The organism is Kribbella orskensis, from assembly GCF_004342085.1.
GTDB lineage: Bacteria > Actinomycetota > Actinomycetes > Propionibacteriales > Kribbellaceae > Kribbella > Kribbella orskensis.
Map to the genome: position 1 here is coordinate 282,124 of NZ_SLWM01000009.1, position 15,322 is coordinate 297,445.

General features: G+C 69.8%; 14 protein-coding genes and 1 pseudogene. 12 read left to right on the forward strand and 3 right to left on the reverse strand.

Annotated elements, in window-relative coordinates; genetic code table 11:
- Positions 1-6: 6 nt before the first annotated feature.
- The 7 genes from EV644_RS24725 (at position 7) to EV644_RS24750 (ending at position 6,704) form a co-directional block, all read left to right on the forward strand.
- Positions 7-891 carry an SDR family NAD(P)-dependent oxidoreductase gene (locus tag EV644_RS24725; protein WP_132190874.1) on the forward strand — a complete coding sequence of 295 codons (885 nt, stop codon included), beginning with the start codon at positions 7-9 and terminating at the stop codon, positions 889-891.
- Entirely contained in the window at positions 891-2,333 is a 1,443-nt protein-coding gene (locus EV644_RS24730; protein ID WP_132190873.1) for an AMP-binding protein, read from the forward strand. The genes EV644_RS24725 and EV644_RS24730 overlap by 1 nt, the downstream gene beginning before the upstream one ends.
- Positions 2,334-2,375: 42 nt before the next feature.
- Positions 2,376-3,593, forward strand: coding sequence for an acetyl-CoA C-acetyltransferase (locus tag EV644_RS24735; RefSeq protein ID WP_132190872.1), 1,218 nt, complete (start codon positions 2,376-2,378; stop codon positions 3,591-3,593).
- A 180-nt stretch (positions 3,594-3,773) separates the two neighbouring features.
- Positions 3,774-4,730 carry a methylmalonyl Co-A mutase-associated GTPase MeaB gene (meaB, locus tag EV644_RS24740; protein ID WP_132190871.1) on the forward strand — a complete coding sequence of 319 codons (957 nt, stop codon included), beginning with the start codon at positions 3,774-3,776 and terminating at the stop codon, positions 4,728-4,730.
- Between the two features lie 299 nt (positions 4,731-5,029).
- Positions 5,030-5,188 (forward strand): hypothetical protein, encoded by a 159-nt coding sequence (locus EV644_RS45515; RefSeq protein WP_199239984.1) that lies wholly within the window; start codon positions 5,030-5,032, stop codon positions 5,186-5,188.
- A 116-nt stretch (positions 5,189-5,304) separates the two neighbouring features.
- Entirely contained in the window at positions 5,305-6,024 is a 720-nt protein-coding gene (locus EV644_RS24745) for a PH domain-containing protein (RefSeq protein ID WP_132190870.1), read from the forward strand.
- Positions 6,025-6,176: 152 nt separating this feature from the next.
- Positions 6,177-6,704 carry an NUDIX domain-containing protein gene (locus EV644_RS24750; RefSeq protein WP_241998674.1) on the forward strand — a complete coding sequence of 176 codons (528 nt, stop codon included), beginning with the start codon at positions 6,177-6,179 and terminating at the stop codon, positions 6,702-6,704.
- Here EV644_RS24750 and EV644_RS24755 read toward each other — a convergent pair.
- Together EV644_RS24755 and EV644_RS24760 are read right to left on the reverse strand one after the other, a co-directional pair.
- Positions 6,599-7,345 (reverse strand): maleylpyruvate isomerase family mycothiol-dependent enzyme, encoded by a 747-nt coding sequence (locus tag EV644_RS24755; protein WP_132190869.1) that lies wholly within the window; start codon positions 7,343-7,345, stop codon positions 6,599-6,601. The genes EV644_RS24750 and EV644_RS24755 overlap by 106 nt on opposite strands.
- 43 nt (positions 7,346-7,388) lie before the next feature.
- Positions 7,389-7,832: a DUF4231 domain-containing protein gene (locus EV644_RS24760; protein ID WP_132190868.1), complete on the reverse strand. Its 444-nt coding sequence runs from the start codon at positions 7,830-7,832 to the stop codon at positions 7,389-7,391.
- Positions 7,833-7,896: 64 nt separating this feature from the next.
- Between EV644_RS24760 and EV644_RS24765 the strand changes: the two genes are divergently transcribed.
- The 5 genes from EV644_RS24765 to EV644_RS24785 all read left to right on the forward strand — a co-directional run bounded on the left by EV644_RS24765 (position 7,897) and on the right by EV644_RS24785 (position 14,361).
- Positions 7,897-8,400 (forward strand): MarR family winged helix-turn-helix transcriptional regulator, encoded by a 504-nt coding sequence (locus tag EV644_RS24765; protein WP_132190867.1) that lies wholly within the window; start codon positions 7,897-7,899, stop codon positions 8,398-8,400.
- Positions 8,401-8,408: 8 nt separating this feature from the next.
- Positions 8,409-9,791: a M14 family zinc carboxypeptidase gene (locus tag EV644_RS24770; RefSeq protein WP_158292919.1), complete on the forward strand. Its 1,383-nt coding sequence runs from the start codon at positions 8,409-8,411 to the stop codon at positions 9,789-9,791.
- 113 nt (positions 9,792-9,904) lie between these two features.
- Positions 9,905-11,578, forward strand: a complete 1,674-nt coding sequence (gene icmA, locus EV644_RS24775; protein WP_132190865.1) for a coenzyme B12-dependent isobutyryl-CoA mutase large subunit — start codon at positions 9,905-9,907, stop codon at positions 11,576-11,578.
- Between the two features lie 88 nt (positions 11,579-11,666).
- Complete coding sequence (locus EV644_RS24780) at positions 11,667-13,331, forward strand: NAD-binding protein (RefSeq protein WP_241998672.1); 1,665 nt, start codon at positions 11,667-11,669, stop codon at positions 13,329-13,331.
- Between the two features lie 34 nt (positions 13,332-13,365).
- Positions 13,366-14,361 carry a co-chaperone YbbN gene (locus EV644_RS24785; RefSeq protein ID WP_132190863.1) on the forward strand — a complete coding sequence of 332 codons (996 nt, stop codon included), beginning with the start codon at positions 13,366-13,368 and terminating at the stop codon, positions 14,359-14,361.
- 457 nt (positions 14,362-14,818) lie between these two features.
- Here EV644_RS24785 and EV644_RS44685 read toward each other — a convergent pair.
- Positions 14,819-15,322: pseudogene (locus tag EV644_RS44685) on the reverse strand (hypothetical protein); the annotation flags it as partial.

Here is a 15,322-nt window from a genome sequence, read left to right on the forward strand (position 1 = left end):
AATCCAATGACTGTGGTCGATGCGACACTGGTTGGTCCGATGTATGTGACGCACGACATCTACCGGTTGCTGCTCGGACCGTCCTGGTCACGGGTGGATACCGCGCGTCTCGAGCGCGCCGCGGACGACCGGATCGTGCTCGTCACCGGTGCTTCCTCGGGGATCGGCGAGGCGACGGCGGAGCTCCTCGGCGCGGCTGGAGCCACCGTCCTGCTCGCCGCGCGCCGGGCGGATCGCCTGGAGTTGGTGCGGGATCGGATCACCGCGGTCGGGGGCCACGCGGCGGCGTACCCGGTTGATCTGGCGGATCTCGACGCGGTGGATCGGCTGGTCCAGGACGTGCTGGTGGACTACGGGCGGGTCGACGTGGTGGTCAGCAACGCCGGCAAGTCGATCCGGCGGTCGCTGGCGGACACCACCGATCGGTGGCACGACGTGACCCGGACGAACTCGGTCAACTACCTCGGCCCGGTCCGGCTGCTGACCGGGCTGCTGCCGCAGATGCGGGCTCGGGGGACCGGCCAGGTGATCAACGTGAGCACGCTGAACGTGGACCTGCCGGCCGCGCACTGGGCCGTCTACAGCGCCTCGAAGACGGCGTTCGAGACGTGGTTGCGCTGCATCGCGCCGGAGATCCGGGTGGACGGCGTGGCGACCAGCTCGATCCATTTCCCCTTGGTGCACACGCCGATGAGCGCGCCGACGTACGGACCATGGGTGCCCGGCCTTACGGCCGCCCAGGCGGCGGAGGTGATCGGGCGCGTTCTGGTGACGCGTCCACGAGTGCTGATCCCGTGGTGGACAAGGGGCGCAGCCCTCCTCACAACGCTTGCCCAAGGCCCCTATGAAGCGGCCACCGCGGCGGTACTGCGGATCGCCCGGAGCAGGTGATGGCCGCCGCCCGGTCCCGAGCCTTCGTTCCGGCGATCGGGCGTCTGGCGCGGTGGGGTCGGGTAGCTGCCGAGGTGACGATCGGGCTGGTGCGGTTGGTCCGGGCGATCCCGCTCGGGCGGCCGAGCACCTACCGGATCATCTGGCGGGACGGCCTGACGATCAGCGCGCTCGTCTCGATCGCCGCGGTCAAAGACCCGACAGGGATCGCCTTGATCGACGACGACGGTCCTGTGAGCTATTCGGAGCTGGACCGGCTGGCTGACGCGCAGGCCTACGAGATGGTGCCGAACGCCCGCTATGCCGTCTCCGACGCCAACCACCGCTCGTTCGTCATCGCGGTCTGCGGTGCCTTGCGGGTTTGCGCCGATGTGGTGCTGCTCGACCCGACCGTCCCTGGCCGTCAGCCGTTGTCAGCCCTGCAGAGAAGCCGACCGCGGAAGGGCCCGGGCCGCGTGGTGCTGCAGACCTCGGGGAGTACCGGCCAGGCGAAGGAGGTCGAGCGAGGTGATGTGCGGCTCGGGCAGGCGGTGCCGGTGACGTCACTCGTGCGGTGGCTGCCGTTGAAGGCGGGTGCGCCGATGGTGGTGACATCGCCGCTGTGGCACGGGTTCGGCCTCGGATTCCTTGCGCTGGGGTTGGCGTTCGGGATGCCGGTGGTGGTCGGCCGGCGGGTCGACGCGGCGAGGGTGGCCGCCTATCTGAAGGAGAACCCGGGCTGCGTGCTGGTCGGCGTACCGCCTGTGCTGGCGCGGGTGGAGCGAGCAGGCGGGGCGGCCGAGGTGGCTGCCGTGGTGAGTGGGGCCGGGTTGTTGCACCCGTCCGTGGCGGCTCGGCTGACCGCGTCGTACGGGCCGGTGCTCTTCAACCTCTACGGATCGAGCGAGGAGGGCTGGTCCACGATCGCCCGGCCGGTGGACATCGAGGCGGCACCCGGAACCATCGGGCGGCCCGCGGCCGGAGTACGTGTTGCCGTGCTGGATGACGACGGCCGGCCGCTCCCGCCGTACGAGGTGGGACACCTGTGCGTCTCCAGCAGGCTCGAATTCGAGCAGTACTCCGGGGGTGGGAGGCGGCCGCGCCTTGGTGGGCTGGCGGATTCGGGGGATCTCGGTCATCGCGACGAGGCCGGGCGGTTCTTCGTCGACGGGCGTGCGGACGACATGGTGGTCACCGGCGGCGAGAACGTCTTCCTCACCGAGGTCGAGGACGTCCTGCTGCGTCATCCGGCGGTCGCGGAGGCGCGGGTGGACGGAGTACCGGACGAGGAGTTCGGCGCCCGCCTGGAGGCTTCCGTCGTACTGCGGGCTGCCGCGACCGCCGACGAGGTGATCGCCTTCGCGCGGGAGCGGTTGGCGCGGGCGAAGGTGCCGCGCAAGGTGACGTTCGTGGAGTCGCTGCCGGCCACCTCGACAGGGAAACCCGGCAGACGTGTGACCTGATCGACAGGCGCGTACCAGTGCCGTCGCAGGTATCGTGGCGGCATGTCTGACACCACTCGTAGCTCGCAGAACCAGACCGTCATAGTGGCCGGTGCGCGGACCCCGATCGGGCGGCTGCTGGGTGGCCTCAAGGGCTTCACCGGCGCCGAGCTCGGCGGCTTCGCGATCAAAGGCGCCCTGGAGAAGGCCGGCGTCACGCCGGACCAGGTGGAGTACGTGATCATGGGCCAGGTGCTGCAGGCCGGCGGCGGTCAGATCACCGCCCGCCAGGCCGCCACCAAGGGCGGGGTGCCGATGTCGGTGCCCGCGATCACCATCAACAAGGTCTGCCTGTCCGGCCTGAACGCGATCGCGCTCGCCGACCAGCTGATCCGCGCCGGCGAGTACGACGTGGTCGTGGCCGGCGGGATGGAGTCGATGACGAACGCGCCGCACCTGCTGCCGAAGTCGCGCGAGGGCTTCAAGTACGGCGACGTGACGATGCTCGACTCGATGGCCTACGACGGGCTCTGGGACGCCTTCACGGACCAGCCGATGGGCGCGCTCACCGACCAGGCGAACACCTCCGGGCTGAAACTGACCCGCGAGGAGCAGGACGAGTTCAGCGCCCGGTCGCACCAGTTGGCCGCGGAGAGCTGGAAGAACGGCGTCTTCGCCGACGAGGTGATCCCGGTCGAGGTGCCGCAGCGCAGGGGCGACCCGCTCGTCGTCGACACCGACGAAGGCGTTCGCGGTGACACCTCGGTCGAGGTACTGGCCAAGTTGCGGCCGGCCTTCGGCAAGGAGGGCACCATCACCGCCGGCTCGGCCTCGCAGATCTCCGACGGCGGCTGCGCTGTGGTGGTGATGAGCAAGGCGAAGGCCGAGGAGCTCGGGCTGACCTGGCTGGCCGAGATCGGTGCGCACGGCTCGGTCGCCGGACCGGACTCGTCGCTGCAGAGCCAGCCGGCCAACGCGATCGTGAAGGCGTGCGGCAAGGAGGGCATCGACCCGGCCTCGCTGGACCTGATCGAGATCAACGAGGCGTTCGCCGCGGTCGGCATCGCCAGCGCCCGTGAGCTGAACGTCGACCTCGACAAGGTGAACGTGAACGGCGGCGCCATCGCCCTCGGCCACCCGATCGGCATGTCCGGCGCCCGTCTGGTTCTCCACCTCGCCCTGGAACTCCAGCGCCGCGGCGGCGGCACCGGCGCCGCAGCCCTCTGCGGCGGCGGCGGTCAGGGCGATGCCCTGATCGTCCGAGTCCCGCAGCAGAACTGATCCCAACCTCCGTCCGGGGAGATGGTTCGAGTCGTCCGGCAGAGAACTGACCGGACGACTCGCCCGGAGCGTGTCGTTCGCAGGTCCCGGGCCGGGAAGCGGGGCGGAGGCAATAGCTTGGGTACTAGGAATGACCCCGAGAGTTGGCTGAAGAGCTGCTCGTGAGCTGACAGTGAGACGATGCCCCGACGGACTGCCCCGGTCGCCGAGCTGGTCGAGCGAGCGCGCAACCGCGACTCCCGGTCCGTTGCCCGGCTGATCTCATTGGTCGAGGACGAGTCGCCGCTACTGCGTGAGGTGATGGCCGCGCTCGCGCCTCATGCCGGCCACGCGCACATCGTCGGCATCACCGGGTCACCCGGGGTCGGGAAGTCCACCTCGACCTCGGCACTCGTCTCGGCGTACCGGGCGACCGGGAAGCGGGTCGGAGTACTGGCTGTGGACCCGTCGTCGCCGTTCTCCGGCGGCGCGCTGCTGGGGGACCGGGTCCGGATGCAGGACCACGCGACCGACGCCGGGGTGTTCATCCGGTCGATGGCATCGCGAGGTCACCTGGGCGGTCTGGCGTGGACTACGCCGCAGGCGCTGCGAGTGCTCGACGCGGCCGGTTTCGACGTCGTACTGGTCGAGACGGTTGGCGTCGGTCAGTCCGAGGTCGAGATCGCCGGGATGGCCGACACGACCCTGGTCCTGCTCGCGCCCGGCATGGGTGACGGGATCCAGGCGGCCAAGGCCGGCATCCTCGAGGTCGGCGACATCTACGTTGTGAACAAGGCGGATCGCGACGGCGTCCAGAACGTCACCCGCGACCTGCGCGCCATGCTGGCGCTGGCCGAGCGGACCCCGGACTCCTGGGTGCCACCGATCCTGAAAACCGTTGCCTCGCGCAACGAAGGGATCGACGAGGTGGTCGCCGCGATCGAGGACCGGCTGACCTGGATGCGCGGCAACGGCGTCCTGGTCGAGCGCCGTCGCTCCCGGGCCCGGGACGAGGTCGAGGCGATCGCGATGACCGCGCTGCGAGCCCGGTTCGCGCACCTGCACGGTGACGCCCGGCTCGACGTACTGGCCGCGAAGGTCGCAGACGGTGACACTGACCCGTACGCCGCGGCCGACGAACTGATCGCCGCGCTGTAACCGGGGGCTTTCTCTTCGCCATTCCGGTCGGCCCGGATTCGGGCGCTGCGACGGCCGCTGTCGATCTGTCGCAGGGATCGGTGAGTCCGAAAACGGGCAAGCATTACAGGATTTCCGGCCTGTCGGGCGACGTTCGTCTCACGGCGGCGCGCCGATGGATGCCATGCCCCCTGATCCGTTACAGAATGGATCTTGTAGCTGGTGGGCATTGTGCGGTGGGCTGTGTTCAGTCAGTGACAGTTGGTGACTATCCGTGATACAACACAGTCGACCGAATTGGTTGCGAACGAGGAGTGGTGATGGCGAAGAAGCTGCTGATCTGGCTGGTCATCGCCTTTGCGGCGTTCTATCTGTTCACCCAGCCGGAGGGTGCCGCGGATGCCGTGGGAGGTGCGTTCTCGGCCGTTGGCGATGCGTTCTCGAGCGTGATCACCTTCCTGTCCGCGCTGTTCGGCTGAACATTCAGTCAAGTGTCCCGTGATGAGCATTCGTGCGGGACACTTGACTGTGGTGGATGTGACGGCTGTGGTGAACGCCGCGGGGCCGACGGCGGGGTGGACAGAGGAGTGAGTGGATGGCCGGGATAGGCCTCTTCAGGATCTTCGATCCGAAGGTCAGGCGCCATCTGATCTCGGACGAGGGTGAGGTCGTCATCGACGAGGTGCGGCACCACTGGGTGGTGTTCACCATGCCGATGCTCGAGGTCGTGCTCGCGACCGCGCTGCTGGTGGCGATGCTGTGGACGCCGCTGAACGCGACGGGCGTGCTGCTGGTGATCGTCCTGGTCCTGCTGGGGCACGCGTTCTGGCGGTTCCTGACCGAGCATCGGGACAGGTTCGTCGTCACCAACATGCGGGTGATGCGGATCCGGGGCGTCTTCTCCCAGACCGTCGCGACCACCCCGATCGCGCGAATCCTCGACATCACGCTGAAGAAGCCGATCCACGGGCGGCTCCTCGGCTACGGCCACTTCGTCTTCGAGTCCGCGGCGCAGGACCAGGGCTTCCGCGAGATCAGGTACGTCAGCCGGCCCGACGACCGTGACCTGACGATCCAGCGCGTCATCCAGCGCACCGGCCTGCGAGCCTCCGCCAGCGTCGACGTCATCCAAGGAGACGATGACGACGACTCCGACGACGACGGCACCGGCCCGATCGGCATGGACTCGGCCCAAGAGGTCACCACCACCACGGCCCCCGCTCACCATGCCCCCACCCGCGTCACCGGCAGCGCCAGCAAGTCGATCTTCAACTCCGAACGAGCCAACTGGACCGACGACCCCGACCACGACTAGCGCTCCGGCTGGCGGTCCGGCTCGGCTGCTGGGGGTTGGGCGGAGCGACGGGGGCAGGATCGCGGGCCGGCGGAAAAGTGTCGGTGGGGGCTGGCAGGGTGCGGGGTGTGGGGATTCCTCGGGCGGTTGCTGTTGTTGTGGCTGGTGGCAGGGTGTTGGTCATCAAGCGGTATCTGCGGCATGAGAGTGCCGACCTCTGTGTCATGTGCGATGACGCGCGCTGGCCGGGGCTGAACTGCCGCGGTCATCAGTACGCCGTGCTGCCCGGCGGGCACGTCGAGGCAGGCGAGACCATCGAAGAGGCTGCGCTCCGGGAGTTGAGGGAGGAAACGACTCTCGAAGCGCGCATCGATCGGCTGCTCTGGACCGGGCTGCACAACGGGCGGCCCGCGGAGTACTTCCTGATGGCTGACGTCGTCGGAACGCCGGTCCTGTCCGGGCCCGAAGCAGAAGCGCACAGCGAGAACAACAGCTTCGAGCTGCTCTGGGCCGGACCGGACATGCTCGAACCACTCGGCCTCCACCCAGCCGACCTGGTCCCTCACCTCACCAAGCTGCTGGCCAAGGAACAGGCTCAGGTTGTGCACTCGGCGATGCGGTTGCGGAAGGCGGCTGCGGCGGCCTCGTCCCCGACGGTCTGGATGGAATCCGCGGGTTGGCGGCCCCACAACCAGAGGTAGAGGTCGTTGGCCTCGCCGAAGATCTCCGCGTCGGCCTCGCCTTCGGCGTCGGGGGTGACGGTGGCGGTGGTGGCGTCCAGGCGGGCGGTCCAGGAGCGGCCTTCGGAGGTGACGCGGACGGTGGCGTCGACCGGGTGCTCGGTGTCGCCTTCCTCCCACCAGGGTCCGCCGAGCATCAGGACCAGGAGTTCGTCGATGCCGTCCAGGGCGAGTTCGCGGTCGACCGGGGTGACTACGTCGTGGGCCAGTTCGGTGTCGATCCGGTGGACCGCGGTCTCCAGGGCCATCCGGCGGTACCAGAAGGCGGAGGTCTTGTCGTCGGGGGAGAAGGTCCAGGTCGGGAGGTCCGTGCCAGCCTGCTCCAGGGCGGTCACCACCGCGGCGCGCGCCTCTTCGTACAGCTCGAGGGCGTCGCGGTCGTCGAGGTTCGGCGGCCAGGGGTCGGGGAGCGCGCCCAGCTTGAGGATCTCGACCTTGTGCAGGTAGACGGTCGAGATGTGGCGGACGACGGTCTCGACGGTCCAGCCGGGGCAGCTCGGAACCTCGGCGGCGAGGCCGAGCCGGCCGACCTCGGCGAGACGGGCGGAATCGTCCTGCAGGCAGGCGAGATAGAAGGCGGCGCGTTCAGGCGGCAGGCTCATGCGGTGAGCATGGCACCACCCGCCGACAGTTTCAGCCAATCGATCAAGAGTCGCGCTGATTGAAGGCGCCGACCCATTGCTCGGTCTCGGTGCTGCTGATGGCGACCACCCGCTCGGCGAGAAGCGCAGGCCGGTCGGCGGCACCGGCGTAGCGGCCTGCCTGCTGGGCGAAGAGCCATGCCTCGTTCCGGAGTTCCTCAGCCGTACGCCGGTACGTCGGGTAGCTGTCCTGGAGTCCCAGCAAGGTGCGGACGCCTTCCGCGAGGGCGATCAGGGCGCCCAGCGCCGGCGCGAACCACTTGGGAGCGTCGAATGCCACCGACAGGGCGATCACCAGAGCGGCGACGAGCTGGAGGATCCCGATCCCCCAGTAGGCGAGCCGTGCCTTGCGGGCCTGGGAGCTGTACCAGTGGAAGCGGATGTTGATCAGCTGCTCGGCGGGTGAGTCTCCCGCCAGGCGGGGGAAGTCCTGCTCGTCGCTGGCCATGGTCGCCCCTCGCTGTAAGTGCCGGTTGGCGAAGATTAGCCGGAGAGGCGGCTAACCTTCCGGCATGGCGAGGAAGAAACCGTTGCCGTTCGATCCGATCGACGAGGCGTCGCGGCAGTGGGGGCGGCGCTGGGGTGCCGTCGAGCAGATGCGCGCCGTCACGTCGTTGATGCGGGCGCAGCAGATCGTCATCGGTGAGCTCGACGAGATCCTCAAGAAGCACGGGCTGACTTTCGCGCGGTTCGAGGCGCTGGTGCTGCTCACGTTCTCGCGGCGCGGGTCGCTGCCGCTGGGCAAGATGGGGGAGCGCCTGCAGGTGCACCCGACCTCGGTCACCTCGATCGTCCGCCGGCTGGAGGCTGCCGGGCTGGTGACGCGCACGCCGCACCCGGACGACGGCCGCGCGGTGCTGTGCGAGATCACCACCGAGGGCCGCGAACTGGTCGAACGTGCCACCGCTGACCTCGTCGAGGCCGACTTCGCCCTCCGTGGCCTCACCGACGAGCAGCTCAAGATGCTGTGGTCCGTCCTCCAGCCCCTGCGCCACACCGCCGGCGACTTCAGCTAGAGACCCAGTTGCGCGCCCGGCCGACCAGCGGCAGTCCGCTCCAGGCGATCCTGGAGCGGGCCCGCCGCGTTCCCGACCTCGACCACTTCCCGGGCGTCGACGAGATCATCGCCCGCCTCGACGACCTCGCCGGCCGTCATCCCGACCTGGTCACCGCGCGCAGGATCGGTACGTCGCGACTCGGCGAAGCGATCACCATGTACTCGATCGGCACCGGCCCCGACGAAGCCCTCGTGTACGCCGGGGTGCACCCGAACGAGCCGATCGGCTTCTGGACCGCGATCCAGCTGGCCGAGGACCTCTGCGCCGACGCCGTACTGCGGGCCGGCTGCCGGTGGAACCTCATCGGCTGCATCGACCCCGACGGCACCCGCCTCAACGAAGGCTGGTTCGACGGCCCGTGGGACCGGGTGCACTACCTCGCCAACTTCTATCGCCCGGCCCCGGCCGAGCAGGTCGAGTGGTCGTTCCCGTTCCAGTACAAGCAGGCGTACTTCGACAGCGTGATGCCGGAGGCGTTCGCCCTGATGCGGGTGATCGACGAGCTGAAGCCGAAGATCGCGGTGTCCCTGCACAACACCGAGCTCGGCGGAGCGTACTACTACGTCACCCGGGATCTGGACGGGTTCGTCGGGGAGCTGCACGAGATCGCCGCGGCCTTCGATCTCCCGCTGGACCTCGGTGAGCCCGAGACCCCGGTCGCCCGCCCGCTCGGCCCCGCCGTCTACGAGATGATCTCGGCCAAGGCGACGTACGACTACTCCGAGAGCCTCGGGATGACGCCGTACGCGAGCTCGGGCGGTTCGTCCGCGGAGTATGCGGAGCGGTGCGGGACGGTCAGCCTGGTGGCGGAGCTGCCGTACTGGACCCATCCCGCGGCCGACGACCGGAACCCGAGCGACGTGGCGTATCGCGACGTCCTGACCGAGGCCGCGGATGGCCTGGAGAAGGACATCACGGCCCTGGTGGAGATCTTCGAGGCAGCCCGGGAGCACTTGTCGGACGACTCGCAGTTCGTCCGTGCCACCGCCGCCTTCCTGCCGTACCTGAGCAAGCGACCGGATCGGGATCGGCGCCGGGCCGAGCAGGAGAACCCGGCGCGACTGGCGACCGTCTCGGAGGCGTTCGGCCTGCGCGATATCCACCGCTCGTTCCGGCTTCGGTACGGCGGGATGCTGGTGCGCGCGATCGACGGCGAGATCGCCCGGGGGAGCGCGGCCGCGGAACTCCACCCGCTCGCCAAGCGACTGCGTGCCCTCTACCGCGCCTGGCCGGACGAGGCGCTGATCCTCGAACCAGAGCTGCACCGGGTCCCGATCAACCACCTCGTCGGTGTCCAGTACGCCGCCACCCTCGCGCTGCTCAACGCAGTACGGCGGGAGGGTGTCTGACGTTCAGGCCGCGGCCTCGTTTTGCCGCTCGCAAGAAAGCTGGTGGCACCCCGGGGTAGGAAATAGTTGGACGTCCTAGTATTTTGGGACCAGTTCCCGAGGAGGTCTGACTGATGGATGCCGAACAGATCGCGACCGGCCGGAGCCGGTGGCAGCAGCGGTACGACGCGTCACGGCGGCGTGAGGCGGACTTCACCACGTTGTCCGGCACCGAGGTGGAGCCGGTCTACGGCCCGCCGGAGGGGTCCGACGACCCCCGGATGGACCGGATCGGCTGGCCGGGGGAGTTCCCGTTCACGCGCGGGCTCTACGCGACCGGGTACCGCGGCCGGACCTGGACGATCCGTCAGTTCGCGGGCTTCGGCAACGCCGAGGACACCAACGAGCGGTACAAGATGATCCTCAACTCCGGCGGTGGCGGGTTGTCCGTCGCGTTCGACATGCCGACGTTGATGGGCCGCGACTCCGACGACCCGAAGTCGCTCGGCGAGGTCGGCCACTGCGGCGTCGCGATCGACAGCGCGGCCGACATGGACCGGCTGTTCAACGGCATCCCGCTGCAGGACGTCACCACGTCGATGACGATCTCCGGTCCCGCGGTGCCGGCCTTCGTGATGTACCTGGTCGCCGCCGAGCGCCAGGGCGCCGACATCACCAAGCTGAACGGCACCCTGCAGACCGACATCTTCAAGGAGTACATCGCCCAGAAGGAGTGGCTGTTCCCGCCGGAGCCACACCTGCGCCTGATCGGCGACCTGATGGAGTACTGCGCCGCCAACATCCCGGCGTACAAACCGCTCAGCGTCTCGGGGTACCACATCCGCGAGGCCGGGTCGACGGCCGCGCAGGAGCTCGCCTACACGCTCGCGGACGGCTTCGGGTACGTCGAGCTCGGCCTCAGCCGGGGGCTCGACATCGACACCTTCGCGCCCGGGCTGTCGTTCTTCTTCGACAGCCACCTGGACTTCTTCGAGGAGATCGCGAAGTTCCGGGCGAGCCGGCGGATCTGGGCCCGCTGGCTGCGTGACGTGTACGGCGCCAAGACCGACAAGGCGCAGTGGCTGCGCTTCCACACCCAGACCGCGGGCGTCTCGCTGACCGCCCAGCAGCCGACCCTCAACGTGGTCCGTACCGCGGTCGAGGCGCTCGCCGCGATCCTCGGCGGCACCAACTCGCTGCACACCAACGCGCTGGACGAGACGCTCGCGCTGCCGACCGACCAGTCGGCCGAGATCGCGCTGCGGACCCAGTCGGTGCTGATGGAGGAGATCGGGGTCACCAACGTCGCCGACCCGCTCGGCGGTTCCTGGTACGTCGAGGCGCTGACCGACAAGATCGAGGCCGAGGCCGAGGAGATCTTTGCCCGGATCAAGGAGATGAGCCCGGACGGCACGATGACCGGCGGCATCCTGCGCGGCATCGAGGACGGCTGGTTCATGGCCGAGATCGCCGACGCCGCCTTCGAGTACCAGCAGAAACTGGAGAAGGGTGAGAAGAAGATCGTCGGGGTGAACACCCAGACCGACACCGTCGCCGGTGAGCTGGAGATCCTCCGGGTCAGCCACGAGGTGGAGATCGAGCAGTGCCGGGTGCTGGCGGCGCGCAAGGTTCAGCGCGACGAGAACCAGGTACGTCGTACGCTGACCGCGCTGGTCGAGGCATCCAGAGGGACCGGCAGCCTGATCGAACCCATGCTGGAGGCGGCGCGTGCGGAGGCCACGATGGGGGAAATCTGTCACGTTCTTCGGGACGAGTGGGGCGAGTACCGAGAGCCCGCCCGCTTCTGAGGACGAGGCGGAAGCCTCCCCACCACCACCGGGGAGGCGCCGCGGCCGGCAGCCGCAGCGCGGGACCCAGCCGCCGGACGGCCGGGGCGTGGTGGTCTGCGGGTCCGACCGCACCATGCTCCGGGTCGTCACCGAGCTGGTCACCTCCGGCGAGCACGTCACGGCGATCGTCAACCCGGCCTCGCGGCACTTCGAGCGGATCGGTGAGCTCGGCGCGCACGTGATGGGCGTCCGGGTGGTCAGCGAGGCGATCCTGCGCCGGGCTGGAATCGATGCCGCCGGCGACGATCCGTCCAGCGCCCGGGCGCTCGTGCTGCTGGACGCCGACGACGTCCGCAACGTGCACACCGCGCTGACCGCTCGCGACATGGACCCGAACCTGCGGATCGTCGTGCAGATGGTCAACCCGCGCCTCGGCGGTCAGCTGCACAGCCTGCTGGGCGACTGCGTGGTGATCTCGGGCCCGTCGCTCGCGGCGCCGGCCTTCGTCGCCGACGCGCTGGAGGACGACGAGCTGACCTGGGTCGAGCTGGGCGGCCGCCGGATGGTGGCAGGCCCCGCCGACCTGATCCGCGATCCGCACCTGACCGTGCTCGCCGACACCACCTCGTCGGCGACGCCCGAACTGCTGCCCGTCCACAGCTCGGATCCGGCCGGCGACATCGTGCTCGGCACCGGGGTGCGCAGCGTCTGGCGCACCAAGGACGTCCGCCGGGCCGGTTGGGTGATGGCGATGCGCGACGTGTTCGACCGGCGGGTCCGCATCATCGTGGCGGTGATGGCCGCTCTGGTGGCGATCGGCACCGGGCTGACCCACTGGATCGCGAACATCGATTGGCTCCGCGCGCTCTACCTGGCCGCCGGCGCGGTCACCTCGGCCGGGATCGAGGACGACAAGTTCTCCGAGGCCGAACCGTGGGCGAAGGTGGCCGGCGTCGTGGTCCAGCTGACCGGGATCGTGCTGATGGCGTTGCTGACCGCGGTGATCGTCGACTCGCTGATCGGCGCCCGGCTGTCCCGGGTGATCGGCGGCGTCCGCGGCCGGCCGAGGAACCACGTGGTCGTCTGCGGACTCGGTACGGTCGGCGCCCGGGTGCTGGAGATCCTGGCGGAGCGCGGTGTCGCCGTGATCGGCGTCGAGCAGGACGACGAGGCCCCCGGAGTACAGACGGCTCATCGGTTGCGGATCCCGGTGATCATCGGGGACAGCGCGAACGAGGAGACGCTGCGGTCGGCCGGTGTGCAGCGCTGCCAGTCGGTGCTGGCGATCACGAACGGCGACATCACCAATCTCGAGTCCGCGATGGTGGTCCGGGAGCTGAACCCGGACGCCCGGATCACGATGCGGATGTTCGACCACGACCTGGCCCAGCGGGTCGAGCGGCAGCTGGGTCTCGGGCACAGCCGGTCCGTGTCGATGCTGGTCGCGCCGGCGATCGCCGCCGCGGTCGCGAACCGGCGCAGTCAGACGACTGTCCCGGCCGGTCGGCGGGTTCTGCTGCTCACCGAGGTCTCGGTCGAGCAGAACTCCGTCGCGGTCGGCAAGCGCCTCGGTGAGCTGGACGAGACCGGCGGTCTGCGGGTGCTCGCCCGGCAGGAAAGCAGCGAGTGGGACTGGTCCCCGGCGTTCGACAAGACGCTCCGGCCGGGCACCCGGATCGCTGTCGCCGGCACCCGGAGCGGGCTGGCCAGGCTGCTGCTGGCGACCCGCGCTCCGCACCGTTCGGAGTCGTCGGAGAGGATGGTCCCATGAACGTTCGTAGTGAGCTCGGAATGCGAGGACCGCGGTGAGCCAGCCAAACTTCTCCCGTCCTGGGGCGATCGACCTGTCGTCCCTGCGCAACCCACCACCCGCGCCGCCGCGGCCCGGTGGACCGAGCGGTCCCGGTGGACCGAGCGGCCCCGGTGGCCCCGGCGCGCCGGGCGCTCCCGGAGTCCCGCCGGGCGGTGCTCCCGCCGCCGGCGGACCGTACGTGCTGAACGTGACCGAGCCGACCTTCCAGGCGGACGTGATCGAGCGCTCGATCCAGGTCCCGGTGATCGTCGAGTTCTGGTCGCCGCGCTCGGAGGCGTCGCTCGCGCTCAGCCCGGTGCTGGTCAGGCTCTCCACCGAGTACGGCGGCAAGTTCCTGCTGACCCGGATCGACATCGACACGAACCCCCAGCTGGCCCAGGCGGTCGGCGTCCAGACGGTGCCGCTGGTGATCGCCGTCCTGCGCGGTCAGGTGGTCCCGCTCTTCCAGGGAGCCGTCGCCGAGGCCGAGGCACGCCAGTACGTCGACCAGTTGCTGACCGTCGCTGTCGCCAACGGCATCACCGGCCGGACTGACCCGGTCGGCCCGGCAGGCCCCGCCGAGGAGGCCGAGCCCGAGCCGGACCCGCGGTACGAGGCGGCCGAGGACGCCGTCGGCGCCGGTGACCTGGACGGCGCGATCGCGGCGTACGAGACGCTGCTGAAGGAGACGCCGAACGACGCCGAGGCGAAGGCCGGGCTGGCCCGCGTCCAGCTGGTGAAGCGGACCCGGGACGTCCCCGCCGAGGTGCGCACCCGGGCCGCGGAGAACCCGACCGACATCGAGGCGCAGCAACTCGTCGCCGACGTGGACCTGATGGGCGGTCACGTCGAGGACGCGTTCAACCGGCTGATCAAGACCATCCAGCTGACCTCGGGCGACGAGCGGGACACCGTCCGGCTTCACCTGCTCGAGCTGTTCGAGGTGATCGGCGCCGACGACGACCGCGTGGTCAAGGCGCGCCGCAAGCTGATGGCCGCGCTGTTCTAGTGCACCTGGAACTCCCACAAGGAGTAGCCGTACTGCGTGGCTCGCTGGATGCCGCGTAGCCGGGCATAACGGGTGGTGCCGAGGCGAGTTGCACAGCCTCGACACCACCGGCTCCCTTTGCCTGGGGAGCAGGCGTCTGTCTGGGGAGCAGCCGTCCCACCAGGCGTCCAGCGCGAAGAGGCAGCCATTCGTGAGGTATGCGCAGCTGCGGAGGTGGGACCGCGGGGCCGCCCTGCAGGCAGATCAGTCAGACGGCTGGGTTCGAGGTGCGGGGCAGTTGGCTGGGCGGGTTCGAGGTGCGGGGCAGTCGGCTGGGCGGGTTCGCGGTACGGGCCGCCGGGCAGGGAGATCCGCGATGCTGGCCGTCGGGTCGGGTGGGGCGCACGACAGCCTCGCCCGGCGTGGGGTGGTCTTCGGTTGCGCTGTCCGGCACGAGGTGCGCTGCGGCGTGGGACCGTCAGTTCGGTCGGGCGCATGGCGGTCCTGGCCTTGGCTGTGTGGACCGCATGACGGGAGGGCGCCGGTCTCGATCCCGGTCATCGGCGGTGGTGGCCGGTGGCGGGTTGTCGGCATGGGGCAGCGCCCTGGGACCCGGGGTCGGGTCGCCGGGTGGACGGGTCTGGCTGCCAGGCCCTGGATCGGGCGGGTCGGTGTCTGCCCAGGGGTCGAACTGCGCGGCGGGGTTGTTCTCGGTGGCCGCGGCGCCATTCCCGGCGGTGGTGCGCGCCGGGGTGTGGGCGCGGTTGCGGGCAGGGTTGTCCGACGCTCCGCGGTCGGGGTGGCTGGTGGTGGGGGTGCGGTAGCGGTGCCGGGTGGGGCCGGGTTCGGCCCAGGCAGGGCGGGCGACGGTGACGGTGCCGTGGTGGAGGGTGATGGTCCAGTGGCCGTGGTGGGTGTCGATGTGGTGGCGGCGGCAGAGCAGGACCAGGTTGGTCAGCGCGGTCGGGCCGTGGTCGATCCA

What these genes read in the sequence shown, in the direction of transcription:
- EV644_RS24725 (WP_132190874.1), top strand. Translation starts at nt 7, where the DNA reads ATGACTGTGGTCGATGCGACACTGGTTGGTCCGATGTATGTGACGCAC.
- EV644_RS24730 (WP_132190873.1), top strand. Translation starts at nt 891, where the DNA reads ATGGCCGCCGCCCGGTCCCGAGCCTTCGTTCCGGCGATCGGGCGTCTG.
- EV644_RS24735 (WP_132190872.1), top strand. Translation starts at nt 2,376, where the DNA reads ATGTCTGACACCACTCGTAGCTCGCAGAACCAGACCGTCATAGTGGCC.
- meaB (WP_132190871.1), top strand. Translation starts at nt 3,774, where the DNA reads ATGCCCCGACGGACTGCCCCGGTCGCCGAGCTGGTCGAGCGAGCGCGC.
- EV644_RS45515 (WP_199239984.1), top strand. Translation starts at nt 5,030, where the DNA reads ATGGCGAAGAAGCTGCTGATCTGGCTGGTCATCGCCTTTGCGGCGTTC.
- EV644_RS24745 (WP_132190870.1), top strand. Translation starts at nt 5,305, where the DNA reads ATGGCCGGGATAGGCCTCTTCAGGATCTTCGATCCGAAGGTCAGGCGC.
- EV644_RS24755 (WP_132190869.1), bottom strand. Translation starts at nt 7,345, where the DNA reads ATGAGCCTGCCGCCTGAACGCGCCGCCTTCTATCTCGCCTGCCTGCAG.
- EV644_RS24760 (WP_132190868.1), bottom strand. Translation starts at nt 7,832, where the DNA reads ATGGCCAGCGACGAGCAGGACTTCCCCCGCCTGGCGGGAGACTCACCC.
- EV644_RS24765 (WP_132190867.1), top strand. Translation starts at nt 7,897, where the DNA reads ATGGCGAGGAAGAAACCGTTGCCGTTCGATCCGATCGACGAGGCGTCG.
- icmA (WP_132190865.1), top strand. Translation starts at nt 9,905, where the DNA reads ATGGATGCCGAACAGATCGCGACCGGCCGGAGCCGGTGGCAGCAGCGG.